Below are 13,376 nucleotides of genomic sequence, written 5' to 3'. Positions count from 1 at the left end.
CTTAGCAAGGTAGCGTAACAGCCTTTCGAGCCCTAGCCCGAGTACAGCACCGGGATAGAATAGCAACGGATCACTTCGGTATACACTCGATATAGGTTATTTTGAGGCAAATTCATTATGAGAACAGTGTTACTTGGCGCCCCAGGTTCTGGAAAAGGCACCCAAGGCGAACTCCTATCCCAAAAATATGGGATTCCTCAAATCTCTACCGGAGATTTATTGCGTGCTGCTGTGGCTGCCGGTAGCGAGTTAGGGAAACAAGCCAAGGCGGCCATGGATGCGGGAAAATTAGTCTCTGATGAAATCGTTATCGGCATTATCCGTGAACGGCTCACTCAGCCTGACGCTGCTAAGGGCTATATTCTCGACGGGTTCCCCCGAAATTTGGCCCAGGCCCAAGCCCTTGATGAAATGCTCGCTGCGCTCGAGCAACCCTTACAGGCGGTAATCCTCCTTGATGTGGACTTCGAGGTACTCATGAAACGGCTGACAGGACGCCGCACCTGCCAGGTTTGTGGGGCCATCTATAATATTTATTTTTCACCACCCCAGGAGGACCAGCGTTGCGATAAATGTGGCAGCGACCAACTTATTCAACGCTCCGATGATAACGAAGAGACCATTGCCAATCGCTTACAAGTTTACCAGTCCCAAACCGCGCCGTTGGTGGACTATTATGAGGCTCAAGGCAAACTCCATAAGGTCAATGGAACAGACGAAGTCACAGAAGTTGCCAAGCACATTGGCCAAATCCTAGAAACCGCTATGTAATCACTGCCCTATGGCCAAAATGCTAGGCATTGGGATCGCCACTGTGGACATCATTAATACCGTTGAGGGTTATCCGGCGGAAAATGATGAAATCAGGGCTTTATCACAACGCCGCTGCCGGGGTGGAAATTGCGCCAATACCCTCACCGTCCTCCAACACTTAGGCCATGAGTGTATGTTTGCGGGAATCTTGGCAGAGGAACCGGACGGACAATTCATTACCCAGGAGTTAAAGCAACAGGGCATAAATACGGATAATTGCCGTATCGTAAAAGGAAAGACTCCCACCTCCTATGTCACCTTGAGCCGTGCTACCGGCAGCCGCACTATCGTCCACTATCGGGATCTCCCAGAATTTAGCTTTGCTGATTTTGCCAACATAGATCTCTCTCCCTTCGACTGGCTCCACTTTGAGGGCCGTAATGTGGCAGAAACCGCCCGGATGCTCGCCCTTGTCCGGGAACGATTTCCCTCCCTCCCCTGGTCGGTAGAGATTGAAAAGCCAAGACCCGGGATTGAAAGCCTTTTTGAGGGAGCCGCTGTTTTATTGTTTTCCCGCCACTATGTGACTTACCATGGCTACTCGGAGGCTCAAACTTTTCTTCAGAAATGGCACGCCACCTTACCTGACACCGAAAAAATTTGTGCTTGGGGGGAAGAAGGGGCCTATGCCATCGACGAGGAGGGGAAAATGCATCACGCACCGGCTTTTTTTCCCCCACAAGTGGTGGATACTCTGGGGGCGGGAGATACTTTTAACGCTGGCTTCCTTGACGCCCGTCTTCGCCACCGTTCCCTCTCTGAGAGCCTGACCTTCGGCTGCCAACTGGCCGGCCGCAAATGTGGCCAGCAGGGGTTCGATGGCCTAGGCTCAAGTGACTTGAAACCATGACCAGGACTTCCGCTATGTTTTTATGCCATCTGGAAGAACTGCCAGAATACGGCACCCGCGGCTTTGCTATCGGCCAGCAGGAAATATTCGTCATCCGCCAAGCCACCCAAATCTGGGCCTACATGAACCGCTGCCCCCATACTGGAGTAACCCTCAATTGGGTGCCCGATCAATTTCTCGATTGGGAAGGCCGATACGTCCAATGCGCCACCCATGGAGCTTTATTCCGATTTGAGGATGGCCTCTGTCTTGCCGGTCCCTGCCCTGGAACTCACTTAGAACCGGTGCCCCTTAGCCTGATAGGCGGTGAAATCTATCTCACCAACCCAGGAAAAATACGGTCCTAGGTATATTTTCCCTCATCAACTGCGATATTCGGCGTTAATCTTCACATAATCAAAGGACAGATCGCAGGTCCAGATTTGAGCGCAGAAATTCCCCCGCCCCAACTCCACCCCTATGGTGATTTCATCCCGCTCCATGACGGCTTGGCCTTGTTCCTCGGTGTAATCGGGATGGGGAACTCCCTTATCAATCACACAAACTTCGCTTAAATAAAGAGACACTCCCGTTATTTCAAGATCAGGCACCCCACTACGCCCGATGGCGGCTAGAATCCGGCCCCAATTGGGATCACTGGCAAAGCAGGCCGTTTTAACCAAAGGAGACTGGGCAATGGCATACGCCACTTGCTCACATTCTTGGACATTACCTCCACCGGCCACCTTAACGGCAATCAACTTGGTAGCGCCTTCCCCATCCCGAATAATGGCCTGGGCCAGGTGCAAGCAAACCTCGCTTACCGCCTGCTGCAAGGCGGCAAAATCTGGACCCTCGGCTGCCCTTATGGAAACCCCACTTTGCCCGGTGGCCATAAGGACGCAAGCATCATTGGTAGAGGTATCACCATCGACCGTAATGCGGTTAAAACTCTCCGCCACCGCCTTGGTCAAGCAAAGCTGCAAGACCTCCTTGGGAACCTGGGCATCGGTCGCCAGGAACGCTAGCATGGTGGCCATATCTGGCCGGATCATACCCGACCCCTTGGCAATTCCCGTGACCGTGACTGGGCGCCCCTGGCAAGTAAAGCTCACAGAGAGACCTTTAGGCACGGTATCCGTAGTCATTATGGCCCGAGCCGCCCCCTCCCACCCGGTCGGCGAGCGCGCTTCCCAAGCTTGGGGTAACGCGGTTCGAACAAGAGACACCGGCAGCGGTTCACCAATCACCCCGGTAGAAAAGGGAAGGACGGCCCTTGGCGCCACTCCAGCCAACTCAGCCAGGGTGGTGCAGCAAGCCTCAGCGTCCCTGAGGCCTTGAGCACCGGTACCTGCATTGGCATTGCCCGCATTAATCAGCAGCAGGCGTGGAGAATTCTCGGCCAAATGGCGACGGGCCACAACTACAGGTGCGGCGCAAAAAGCATTGCGGGTAAAAACAGCGGCACAGGTACTGCCCTCAATGGCCTCGATCACCGCCAAGTCGAGACGATCCCGATAGCGAATGCCAGCAGCCACGGTTCCCAGCTTAACGCCCGCTACCGGCAGCAATTCTGGCAAATGCTCAAGACCAACAGCCATCAGTTTTCTTCCTTTTGAAGCTTTTAAAGGAGAGAGTCCCCCTTCCCGCTATAGTATTAAGCTCGAGGGGAATTGAGGGCAACACTCTGGGATCGGGTCGCACGCAGCAGCGCAGCACAAATACAATGGGGCAACCCCAGCACCAGCAACAACGGAAAGACAATACCTGCTTTATTCGCACCAGAAAATGCCATTATGGCTGCAGGTAAAGCGGCACCAAGGGCAACCACAAGGGCCACTTTAAATTCCCGTTCCAGAGCAACCAGCCCTACAATAGCCCCACTCACGTAGGCCAGCAGAGGAAAAAAGAACGCAAAAACCCCCACTAGCCCGGCAACCAAAATTGCCGCCAGGGGATGCTGAATAATAAAGAAGATTATCTTACCGAACGTCAGTGGTAGCTTCACCCATGAGTGATCACCTCCAGAGACCAAGATAGATTGCCTGGCAAAATTAATATCAGGGCTTATACAAAAGGCCCGCAGTCGCCATACCTGCGAGGGCAAGCATCCAGTTTTCGCTTTAATTCAGTTTGCCGTGGCAATGCTTGTATTTCTTTCCTGAGCCGCAAGGGCAAGGCTCGTTACGACCAACTTTCCGACCTTCTCTAACATAGGGAGCTTTGGACTCGGATGCTTCGGATTCCGCCCTTGGGGCCTCCGCTTCGCCAGCGCCACCTGCCATCGCACTGGCAGCCGCATGCTGGTATTCTACCGCGCTGGTAGCACGGCGCTGATGTTCTACCGCTTCCACATCAGACTCGGTACGCACCTGTACTTTGGATAGGAGCGTAATCACATCATATTTGATCCGCTCCAACATCTCTTGAAACAATTCAAAGGCTTCGCGCTTGAACTCCTGCTTAGGGTTCTTTTGGGCATAACCGCGCAAATGAATGCCCTGGCGCAGATGATCCATCATGGCCAGATGCTCCTTCCACTGGGAATCCAGTACCTGCAGCATGGCGGCCTTTTCAAAGTGACGCAGCACTTCGGGGCTGACTAAACTCTCCTTTTCCTTATAGGCACTTTCCATCGCTTCAAGGATACGCTCACGCAAGGTCTCCTCATGAAGGTCTTCATCAGTTTTCAACCAGGCTGCAATATCAAGCTGAAGGCCAAATTCGCTTGCCAATGCTTCCTGCAATCCAGAAATATCCCACTGCTCGTCGATGCTTCCCGGGGGAATATACTGGCTGAACACCGAGCCGATCACGCTCTCGCGAATACCCTGGACCATCTCCGAAATATCGTCCGTCGCCATCAACTCGTTGCGTTGCTCATAGACCACTTTACGTTGGTCATTGGCCACATCATCGAACTCTAGCAATTGCTTACGAATATCGAAGTTATGGCCCTCAACTTTACGTTGCGCATTTTCGATAGCACGGGTGACCCAAGGATGCTCAATAGCCTCGCCTTCTTCCATGCCTAGCTTTTGCATCAAGCCGGAGATCCGTTCTGAGGCGAAAATACGCATCAAGTTATCTTCTAGTGACAGGTAAAAGCGGGTAGAACCCGGGTCTCCTTGGCGCCCGGAGCGTCCTCGAAGCTGATTATCAATACGGCGGGATTCATGGCGTTCAGTACCAATGATATGCAGTCCCCCAGCCGCGACAACCTCTTCGTGACGCTCCTGCCAAATCCGCCGCAGCTCTTCTCTCTTTGCTTTATCTGCATTCTCATCTAGCGCCGCTAATTCCGCTTCCAAGCTACCGCCAAGCACTATATCGGTACCGCGACCCGCCATGTTCGTGGCAATGGTAACCGTACCAGGCCGACCGGCCTGAGAAATAATTTGCGCCTCTTTTTCATGAAATTTAGCATTGAGCACTTGGTGCTCAATTTTCTCTTTTTTGAGTAATTTTGAAAGATGCTCGGAAGCCTCAATGGAAGTGGTCCCGACCAGGACCGGCTGACCACGGGAGCGGCAGTCCTTAATATCTTCAGAAATCGCTTGAAATTTTTCTTCTGTGGTCAAATAGACCTTATCCCCATGGTCAACCCGCACCATGGGAAGGTGGGTAGGGACGACCACCACTTCTAGGCCATAAATCTGCTGAAATTCGTAAGCCTCGGTATCCGCCGTCCCCGTCATCCCAGCCAATTTGTCATAGAGGCGAAAATAATTTTGGAAGGTAATCGAGGCCAGGGTCTGGTTCTCGCTTTGGATCGGCACGCCTTCTTTGGCCTCTACCGCTTGATGGAGACCTTCCGACCACCGTCGACCAGGCATGGTGCGGCCTGTAAACTCATCCACAATCACGACCTGATTATCCTTAATAATATAATCGACATCCCTGTGAAAGAGCACATGGGCCCGTAAGGCAGCATTTAGGTGATGCATCAAACCAATATTAGCGGCATCGTAGAGGCTTTCTCCTTCTTGCATTAAGCCCGATTCGAACATGATCCGCTCCACATGCTCGTGCCCCGCCTCAGTGAGATACACTTGGCGCACCTTTTCATCCACCGTGTAATCCCCCGGCCCCTCTTCCCCTTCTTGCTTGCTAAGTTGAGGGATAAAAGCATTGATGCGCCGATAAAGCTCGGAACTTTGCTCAGCAGCGCCGGAGATAATCAGCGGTGTGCGCGCCTCATCAATTAGAATAGAGTCCACCTCATCCACAATGGCATAGTGCATCTCCCGCTGCACCTTATCTTCCAAACTAAAGGCCATATTGTCGCGCAGGTAATCAAAGCCAAATTCGTTATTGGTCCCATAAGTGATGTCTGCGGCGTAGGCGGCTCTTCGGGCGACGGGATCCATGTTGGCAACGATAGCCCCCGTGGAAAGCCCTAGAAACTGGTATAGCGGTCCCATCCATTGGGCATCACGCTGGGCCAGGTAGTCGTTCACGGTCACCACATGAACGCCTTTACCAGGCAGGGCATTAAGGTAGGCAGCTAGGGTGGCAACGAGGGTCTTACCTTCACCGGTACGCATCTCAGCAATTTTGCCCTCGTGGAGTACCATGCCTCCCAAAAGCTGGACATCAAAGTGACGCATGTTGAGGACTCGCTTGCCTGCTTCTCGGACTACGGCAAAAGCCTCAGGAAGGAGGTCATCCAGATCTTCACCTTCCGCAAGCCGGTTCCGGAACTCGTTGGTTTTAGCCTGCAATTGTTCATCGCTAAGAGCAGCGATATCCTGCTCTAAGACATTAATCTGCGCCACAACTTTGTTCATGCTCCGCAACAAACGATCATTGCGGCTGCCAAATACCTTGCTGAGTAAATTCGTTACCATAACTATTGAGTGGAGTTGATCCTAGGATTGAAGATGGGTATTGAACTTCGATATTAAGTGGCAATGGGGCTTAACACTAACACCGGGCAAAAGAGTGGCCGAGAAACCGCCCTGTTACCCCCATCGTAAAAGTATTTAATTATAACAGACGAAAGAAGGAGGGCTGGTGGTCAATGCTAAAACCTTAACTCTCTTCGGCTGTCCCGACAAATCGGAGGGGATCGACGGTGCGCCCCTCATGTAAAACTTCAAGATGGACATGAGGGCCTGTTGAACGGCCGCTAGAGCCCATAGCTGCAATAGGTTGCCCTTTGACGATACTTTCCCCCACCTGCACCAGATTCTTCTGATTGTGGGCATAGCGAGTCACATAGCCGTTACCGTGATCGATTTCGACCATCTTTCCGTACCCGGAGCGTTCCCCCACCCAGGTCACAATGCCCGCTGCTACCGCCAGAATCTCCGTACCGGCCTTACTGGCAAAATCAACGCCATTATGGAATTCTCTCCGACCATTAAAAGGATCGGTACGATAACCATATTTAGAAGAGAGCCAACCCTGGCGTAAGGGGCGACCCGCCGGCAACGCCGCTTGTCGCATACCCCGTTCCACCAATACCGTCTCTAATAGGCTCAATTGCTGCCGACGATCCGCCACCGCTTGCTCTAATTGCCCCAGCCTCGCTAGAAAATCGTTTAATTTCAACCTTTCTTCTGTCCGGGGTAATTCCGGCCCCCCCATAGCGGGTGGATTGGTAAAATCAAATTCACCTTCCTCCAAGTCCGCATGCACGATAAGACGCTGTCCCAACGCATTCAGACGGACTAAATCTGCTTGAAGGTGTCCAACCCGTTGAGCCAGCGTACCAAGACCCTCTTCAGCCTGGTGCATGGTGGTCGATAACACTACTTGTTGCTGCTCCAGTGTCGCCTGCCAATTCTCGGCCAAGGTCTTCATCTGGGCCAGGGATTGTTGCTGTGCGACAAATTGTGTCTTTATACCTAGGCAGTAGGCCCCGTAGACTACCAATAATATGCATACCAACATCAAACATAGATATGCAGAGAGGGCGCCCCCCCCCAGATGAATACAATTGCGGCTTTTCGAGGCCTTGGGAAGGATGATAATCTCCATGATCTTATCTTTGGTATCAATCTAGGAATCCCCACTATGCAAGTTGCCCAACCAATTGGCAAGTTACTTGACACCACTGAAGGGAACTTGCAACGCTTACTTGCCCGAGCCAAAGCTTTACAACAGCTCACTTCTAAGATTCGCCAATGCCTCCCAGAAACCCTCTCCCCCCATTGCCTCGTCGCAAATATTCGAGATCACCGCCTCATTGTCCATACCGATACCGCAGCCCGGGCCAACCTCCTACGTTATTACACGCCGAGTATTATTAAATATCTACAACAATACCCAGAGTTTCGCAACCTTCGCAAAGTCACAATAAAGGTGCGTCCTCTCTACTGTCTCGCCCCTGCCTCCCAGGCACAACGCCCATTCCTCTCCCCTGGGAATGGAACCTTACTCCGCAATATAGCCAGCGGGATGAAGGATCCTCACCTCAAATCAGCTTTTTTGCGCTTGTCCCGTCGCGCCAATCCTTGAGAACTTCCCGGGAGTCATACGCCGAGGCAGCCCAGTTTTAGACTGCTGTTAAAGGACTTGTAAAAAGTATCGGCACAGCGGCCTCATCTTCAAAGGTAACCACCTCCCAGGCGGATTGGTCCGCCATCAGAGCACAAAGTAATTTGTTATTTAAGGCATGGCCAGATTTATAACCACTAAAAGCTCCGATCAGCGTATGGCCGAGAAGATATAGATCACCGATGGCATCTAAAATTTTATGGCGAGCAAATTCATCCTCATAACGCAAACCATCTTCGTTAATCACTCGATAATCATCCACCACCACAGCATTATTCAGGCTGCCCCCTAACGCCAGATTAGCCTCTCGTAAACGCTCGAGGTCTTTCATAAAGCCAAAGGTCCGGGCACGACTCACTTCTTTCACAAAAGAAGTCGAAGAAAAGTCCACCTCAACTCCCTGGGGACGGTCCTTAAATGCTGGGTGGTCGAAATCAATCACAAAAGAAACTTTAAAACCATCAAAAGGATCAAAGCGGGCCCACTTATCTTCTTCTTTCATAATGAGTGTTTTTTTGATCCGGATAAAGCGCTTGGGCGCCTCTTGGGTGGCGATTCCTGCGGACTGTATCAAAAACACAAAAGGGCCTGCGCTTCCATCCATGATAGGCACTTCAGAGGCATTAAGATCCACGTAAGCATTATCGATACCAAGGCCCGCAAAGGCCGATAGCAAGTGCTCCACGGTCGCAATCCGCACCCCTCCCTTGAGGAGGGTAGAAGAGAGGGTAGTATCCCCGACATTCTCCGCCCGAGCCTCTATTTCAATGGGAGGATCTAAATCAACTCGACGGAAGACAATACCGGTGTCCACTGCAGCCGGCCTTAGCGAGAGATAAACAGTATCGCCAGTATGTAACCCTACCCCGGTAGCGCGAATGACATTTTTGAGCGTGCGTTGTCTTATCATGGTAGATTATTTCCTTTAGCCGATAACCCGTTATTCTAGGGTCAAGCACTTGCCGGGGAGGTAGCGGAGGCCCCATACCCACGCGGGCCTACTCGTGGCGGTGTCCCCTATCAGACTTAAACTTGGTTGCTCCATCAATCAGCCTGTCGGCGCAAAAACGCCGGAACATCCAAATAATCCATACTGGTGTCACTGCCTGCCACCATGCGATCCCGCGACGAACCATGGCGGATCACCGTAGGCTTATCCAACATATGATAATCAATAGGTTCTTCTGACTCAGGTTGCTGGGAGGAACTCTGCACCAGGCTTACCGGCGCCTTCGCTTGGGTCTCTGGCTGCCCTAATCCTGTGGCCACGACAGTCACCCGCAATTCATTTTCCAGATCCGGATCAATCACAGTCCCTACCACAACAGTAGCATTTTCAGCAGCATATTCCTTAACCGTGCTACCCACCTCCTCAAACTCGCCAATGGACATACTCGGTCCACCCGTAATATTGACCAATACCCCACGGGCCCCCTTCAGGCTAATATCTTCCAGCAAAGGGCTGGCAACCGCTGCTTCAGCCGCCAAGCGCGCCCGTTCCTCTCCGGTGGCATTACCCGATCCCATCATGGCCATTCCCATTTCAGACATGACTGTGCGAACGTCAGCAAAATCGACGTTAATAAGTCCAGGCCGGGTAATGAGCTCGGCAATCCCCTGCACGGCACCTAGCAAAACATCATTAGCCGCCTTAAACGCATTTAACAGGCTAATACTCTTGCCCAGCACCGGCATCAGCTTCTCATTGGGGATAGTGATCAAGGAATCAACATACTCGGTTAATTCCTTGATTCCTTGATCCGCGATAGCTGCGCGCTTACGCCCCTCAAAGGAAAAAGGCCGAGTCACCACAGCAACCGTCAGGACTCCTAACTCTTTAGTCACCTGGGCCACCACGGGGACCCCGCCGGTCCCGGTACCGCCGCCCATACCAGCGGTGATAAAAACCATATCCGCGCCACTGACCACTTCCATGATCCGCTCCCGATCCTCTAGGGCAGCTTGGCGACCAATTTCTGGATCCGCTCCCGCTCCTAGACCCTTAGTAATATTGTTACCCAGTTGCAACACGGTGTGGGCGGCGCAATCCTTTAGAGCTTGAGCGTCCGTATTGGCAACAATGAAATCAACCCCTTCAATCTTGGTATCCACCATATGGCGAATAGCGTTGCCACCACCTCCGCCAACACCAATGACCTTGATCACCGCACTCTGGGTATATGAGTCCATCAATTCAAACATGGTCTATTCTCCTCATTATTTGGGTTTCTGCGATTGGTAAGCTGCTCTAAATTCCATTGTTTTTTTAAAAATTCCCCTGAAACCAGCCCCGCATCCGGTCCCATACCCCCCGAATGCTTCCCAGCGGTCGATTCCCTAGGCCCGGCGTGTAGCGATGGTGATGCCCAAAAAGTAAAAGCCCCACGCCAGTGGCATGAACGGGGTTCCTCACCACATCCGCTAATCCAGTCACATGCTGGGGCATGCCGAGTCGTACCGGGGTGTGAAAAACCTCCTCCGCTAACTCCGTTACCCCTTCCATTTTGGCGCTCCCTCCCGTCAACACGACTCCGGCGCCCAACAACTCCTCATACCCACTACGCTGTAGCTCTTCCAAAACGAGTTCCAACAGCTCCCTATAACGGGGCTCAACCACTCCGGCTAGCGTCTGGCGTGATAATCGCCGTGGGGGCCGGTCACCGACGCTGGGAACCTCGATGCTCTCATCGGAATGGGTCAATTGAGTGAGGGCACAGGCATATCTCAGCTTGATATCATCGGCATGCTGGGTCGGCGTCCGCAAAGCCACGGCAATATCATTCGTGACTTGATCGCCCGCAATCGGGATCACCGCCGTGTGGCGAATAGCCCCACCGACGAAAACCGCGATATCCGTGGTCCCTCCCCCAATATCCACTAAACACACGCCTAGTTCCTTCTCATCATCGGTAAGTACCGAATAACTAGAAGCTAACTGTTGCAAAATAATGTCATCCGCCTCCAGGCCACACCGGCGTACACACTTAATAATATTCTGGGCGGCACTCACCGCGCCGGCCACCAAATGCACCTTGGCCTCCAAACGAACGCCGGACATGCCGACCGGGTCCCGGATCCCTTCTTGGCTATCGATAATGAATTCTTGGGGCAACACATGGAGGATCTTCTGGTCAGCAGGAATAGCCACCGCCCTAGCCGCATCAATCACCCGTTCCACATCTTCCGTGGTCACCTCCTTATCACGGATGGCCACGATTCCATGGGAGTTGAGACTGCGGATGTGGCTACCGGCAATACCGGTAAAGACGGAGTGAATCTGGCAACCCGCCATCAACTCCGCTTCCTCCACCGCTCGCTGAATAGAGTGGACTGTAGAATCAATATTCACCACCACCCCTTTTTTCAATCCTCGGGAGGGGTGAGAGCCAATCCCTATCACCTCAATCTCACCTTCAGGGTGAGCCTCGGCCACGATAGCGGCCACCTTAGAGGTGCCGACATCCAGGCCAACAATTAAGTTTTTATCTCCACGCTTAGACATCGAATGCTGCCTCACGAACCCATGCTGGCGCCGTATCACCGCGCCAGGTCACTGCAAAACCATTCGTATAGCGCATATCCACTCGCCTTATATCCTCTCGATGTAACTGCAATAGGCGGGCATAGATCTGCTGAAATCGGGTCAGGCGTTGCTTGCTATGCGCCCGTCCCAAGATTAGCTCCACCCCGTCCTCGAAAACGATATGCCAGTCTCGCCGTTCTCCCATGGTGAGCTGGGCCACCTGCAACTCGAGGGCGCTCAGTTGTGCCTCTATCTCTCCCAAACGACTGACCAGTAACCGTTCACTCCCCAAAGGCCCTTGTAATTTTGGTAAACCCTTAGGAAAACTTTCCCGCGGCGGGGCAAAGATCTCACCCTCAACACTCACCAAGGCCTCCTCGCCCCAGTACGCCAACGGCACTTGCTCCTTAACTTCAATCCTCAAACTATCGGGCCAAACCCGCCGCACACCGGCCTGGGCTACCCAGGGCAACGCCTCCACTGCCGCCCGTATGGTCTCCAGATTCACACTAAAAAAACCGCCGCTCACATGAGGAGCCACCGCCTCATGTAATTTTTCTTGGGTCACCTGCTTAAACTGCCCCTCGATACTGACCTTGCGCAGGGGCAAAGTCTGGGGATCAGCAAGACGACTAATCCCCCAGGCGGCCGCCCCGACAAGGAACAACACCAATAAGCCTTGGCCCATTGCCCGCAAAGGTAACGCCGGGGCCGGCTGAGGACGGCTCGCCCCCTGCCGTATCCGGCGAGGCTTTCTTCTTCTAACGGCCATCTTGAGGCGCACTCCGTTCCAGGCTGCTCTCCAATATCTGCAGGACCAGTTGGTCAAACTCAATACCTGCCGCTTGAGCCGCCATGGGCACTAAACTATGGGCAGTCATCCCGGGTACCGTATTAACCTCAAGTAAACAGGGACGAGCCTGTGCATCGCACCTGAAATCCACTCGCCCCCAACCACTAGCTCCCAGGGCCTGAAAGGCTTGTAGGGCCAATGCCTGGAGGTGCTGCGCCTGCTCCTCGGACAATCCGCACGGACACAAATAACGGGTAGTATCCGTGAGGTATTTCGCTTCAAAATCATAAAAGATGCGGGGTGTTTCCAAACCAATAAGGGGCAAAGCCCGTCCTGTTAGGATAGCGGCCGTGTACTCTGCCCCTGGGAGCCACTGCTCAGCAATCACGGTCCCATCGAAGGCCATCGCCTCCCTATAAGCCGCTCTCAGCGCTTCGATGCTATCCACCTTCCTCATACCTAGACTTGAACCTTCCCGGGCCGGTTTAACCATCAGCGGCAATCCTAAGTTGGCCACCACCAACGCTAGATCGGTTCCCTCGTTTAGCACGGAAAAATCCGCAGTAGGCAACCCCATCCCCCGCCAAAGTTGCTTACTGCGAAGCTTATCCATAGCAAGCGCAGAGCCAAGCACTCCACTACCGGTATAGGGCAAACCTAAAGTCTCCAAAGCCCCTTGAATAACCCCGTCTTCCCCGCCGCGACCGTGAAGCGCAATAAAGGCCCGCTCAAACTGTCCTCTTGACAGCTGTTCTAACACCCTCTCACCTACATCGATTCCCTGGGCGTCAACTCCCTGCCTCAGGAGAGCTTCCAGGACGGCCGTCCCACTCTTGAGAGAAATCTCCCGCTCCGCGGAACGCCCCCCCATCAGCACCGCAACCTTGCCCCAATTTTCAGTGGCCATTCTCCTG

At 53.0% G+C, this 13,376-nt stretch carries 13 protein-coding genes; 4 read left to right on the top strand and 9 right to left on the bottom strand.

The window, feature by feature from the left end; translation table 11 throughout:
* Positions 1 to 117 precede the first annotated feature (117 nt).
* From NHAL_RS02465 to NHAL_RS02455, 3 genes are read left to right on the top strand one after another with little or no spacing between them, the layout of a single operon-like run.
* Positions 118 to 771 (top strand): adenylate kinase, encoded by a 654-nt coding sequence (locus tag NHAL_RS02465; RefSeq protein ID WP_013031586.1) that lies wholly within the window; start codon positions 118 to 120, stop codon positions 769 to 771.
* A 10-nt stretch (positions 772 to 781) separates the two neighbouring features.
* A complete protein-coding gene (locus tag NHAL_RS02460; protein ID WP_013031585.1) occupies positions 782 to 1,663 on the top strand; it encodes a PfkB family carbohydrate kinase in 882 nt (293 codons plus the stop codon).
* Entirely contained in the window at positions 1,660 to 2,010 is a 351-nt protein-coding gene (locus tag NHAL_RS02455; protein ID WP_041354591.1) for a Rieske (2Fe-2S) protein, read from the top strand. Before NHAL_RS02460 ends, NHAL_RS02455 begins: the two co-directional genes overlap by 4 nt.
* A gap of 15 nt (positions 2,011 to 2,025) precedes the next feature.
* On the opposite strand, the gene argJ is transcribed toward NHAL_RS02455, so the two are convergent.
* From argJ to NHAL_RS02435, 4 genes are all read right to left on the bottom strand, one after another.
* Positions 2,026 to 3,243, bottom strand: a complete 1,218-nt coding sequence (gene argJ, locus NHAL_RS02450; protein ID WP_013031583.1) for a bifunctional glutamate N-acetyltransferase/amino-acid acetyltransferase ArgJ — start codon at positions 3,241 to 3,243, stop codon at positions 2,026 to 2,028.
* 56 nt (positions 3,244 to 3,299) lie between these two features.
* Positions 3,300 to 3,650 (bottom strand): hypothetical protein, encoded by a 351-nt coding sequence (locus tag NHAL_RS02445; protein ID WP_013031582.1) that lies wholly within the window; start codon positions 3,648 to 3,650, stop codon positions 3,300 to 3,302.
* A gap of 115 nt (positions 3,651 to 3,765) precedes the next feature.
* Complete coding sequence (gene secA / locus NHAL_RS02440; protein ID WP_013031581.1) at positions 3,766 to 6,492, bottom strand: preprotein translocase subunit SecA; 2,727 nt, start codon at positions 6,490 to 6,492, stop codon at positions 3,766 to 3,768.
* Positions 6,493 to 6,676: 184 nt separating this feature from the next.
* Entirely contained in the window at positions 6,677 to 7,540 is an 864-nt protein-coding gene (locus NHAL_RS02435; RefSeq protein ID WP_013031580.1) for a M23 family metallopeptidase, read from the bottom strand.
* A 36-nt stretch (positions 7,541 to 7,576) separates the two neighbouring features.
* Here NHAL_RS02435 and NHAL_RS02430 point away from each other — a divergent pair, with 36 nt between their 5' ends.
* Positions 7,577 to 8,107: a DUF721 domain-containing protein gene (locus NHAL_RS02430; protein ID WP_013031579.1), complete on the top strand. Its 531-nt coding sequence runs from the start codon at positions 7,577 to 7,579 to the stop codon at positions 8,105 to 8,107.
* Positions 8,108 to 8,144: 37 nt separating this feature from the next.
* On the opposite strand, the gene lpxC is transcribed toward NHAL_RS02430, so the two are convergent.
* From lpxC to NHAL_RS02405, 5 genes are all read right to left on the bottom strand, one after another.
* Positions 8,145 to 9,056: a UDP-3-O-acyl-N-acetylglucosamine deacetylase gene (lpxC, locus tag NHAL_RS02425; protein ID WP_013031578.1), complete on the bottom strand. Its 912-nt coding sequence runs from the start codon at positions 9,054 to 9,056 to the stop codon at positions 8,145 to 8,147.
* Between the two features lie 134 nt (positions 9,057 to 9,190).
* Positions 9,191 to 10,348 (bottom strand): cell division protein FtsZ, encoded by a 1,158-nt coding sequence (gene ftsZ / locus NHAL_RS02420; RefSeq protein WP_013031577.1) that lies wholly within the window; start codon positions 10,346 to 10,348, stop codon positions 9,191 to 9,193.
* Positions 10,349 to 10,412: 64 nt separating this feature from the next.
* Positions 10,413 to 11,648 carry a cell division protein FtsA gene (gene ftsA / locus NHAL_RS02415; RefSeq protein WP_013031576.1) on the bottom strand — a complete coding sequence of 412 codons (1,236 nt, stop codon included), beginning with the start codon at positions 11,646 to 11,648 and terminating at the stop codon, positions 10,413 to 10,415.
* Entirely contained in the window at positions 11,641 to 12,441 is an 801-nt protein-coding gene (locus tag NHAL_RS02410; RefSeq protein WP_013031575.1) for a cell division protein FtsQ/DivIB, read from the bottom strand. Before NHAL_RS02410 ends, ftsA begins: the two co-directional genes overlap by 8 nt.
* Entirely contained in the window at positions 12,431 to 13,369 is a 939-nt protein-coding gene (locus NHAL_RS02405; protein WP_041354587.1) for a D-alanine--D-alanine ligase, read from the bottom strand. Before NHAL_RS02405 ends, NHAL_RS02410 begins: the two co-directional genes overlap by 11 nt.
* Positions 13,370 to 13,376: the final 7 nt, after the last annotated feature.

Source organism: Nitrosococcus halophilus Nc 4, assembly GCF_000024725.1.
Lineage (GTDB): Bacteria > Pseudomonadota > Gammaproteobacteria > Nitrosococcales > Nitrosococcaceae > Nitrosococcus > Nitrosococcus halophilus.
The sequence above is the reverse complement of the archived record's forward strand: the minus strand, read 5'-3'. Positions and strand labels throughout refer to the sequence as shown.

What these genes read in the sequence shown, in the direction of transcription:
- NHAL_RS02465 (WP_013031586.1), top strand. Translation starts at nt 118, where the DNA reads ATGAGAACAGTGTTACTTGGCGCCCCAGGTTCTGGAAAAGGCACCCAA.
- NHAL_RS02460 (WP_013031585.1), top strand. Translation starts at nt 782, where the DNA reads ATGGCCAAAATGCTAGGCATTGGGATCGCCACTGTGGACATCATTAAT.
- NHAL_RS02455 (WP_041354591.1), top strand. Translation starts at nt 1,660, where the DNA reads ATGACCAGGACTTCCGCTATGTTTTTATGCCATCTGGAAGAACTGCCA.
- argJ (WP_013031583.1), bottom strand. Translation starts at nt 3,243, where the DNA reads ATGGCTGTTGGTCTTGAGCATTTGCCAGAATTGCTGCCGGTAGCGGGC.
- secA (WP_013031581.1), bottom strand. Translation starts at nt 6,492, where the DNA reads ATGGTAACGAATTTACTCAGCAAGGTATTTGGCAGCCGCAATGATCGT.
- NHAL_RS02435 (WP_013031580.1), bottom strand. Translation starts at nt 7,540, where the DNA reads ATGTTGGTATGCATATTATTGGTAGTCTACGGGGCCTACTGCCTAGGT.
- NHAL_RS02430 (WP_013031579.1), top strand. Translation starts at nt 7,577, where the DNA reads ATGAATACAATTGCGGCTTTTCGAGGCCTTGGGAAGGATGATAATCTC.
- lpxC (WP_013031578.1), bottom strand. Translation starts at nt 9,056, where the DNA reads ATGATAAGACAACGCACGCTCAAAAATGTCATTCGCGCTACCGGGGTA.
- ftsZ (WP_013031577.1), bottom strand. Translation starts at nt 10,348, where the DNA reads ATGTTTGAATTGATGGACTCATATACCCAGAGTGCGGTGATCAAGGTC.
- ftsA (WP_013031576.1), bottom strand. Translation starts at nt 11,648, where the DNA reads ATGTCTAAGCGTGGAGATAAAAACTTAATTGTTGGCCTGGATGTCGGC.
- NHAL_RS02410 (WP_013031575.1), bottom strand. Translation starts at nt 12,441, where the DNA reads ATGGCCGTTAGAAGAAGAAAGCCTCGCCGGATACGGCAGGGGGCGAGC.
- NHAL_RS02405 (WP_041354587.1), bottom strand. Translation starts at nt 13,369, where the DNA reads ATGGCCACTGAAAATTGGGGCAAGGTTGCGGTGCTGATGGGGGGGCGT.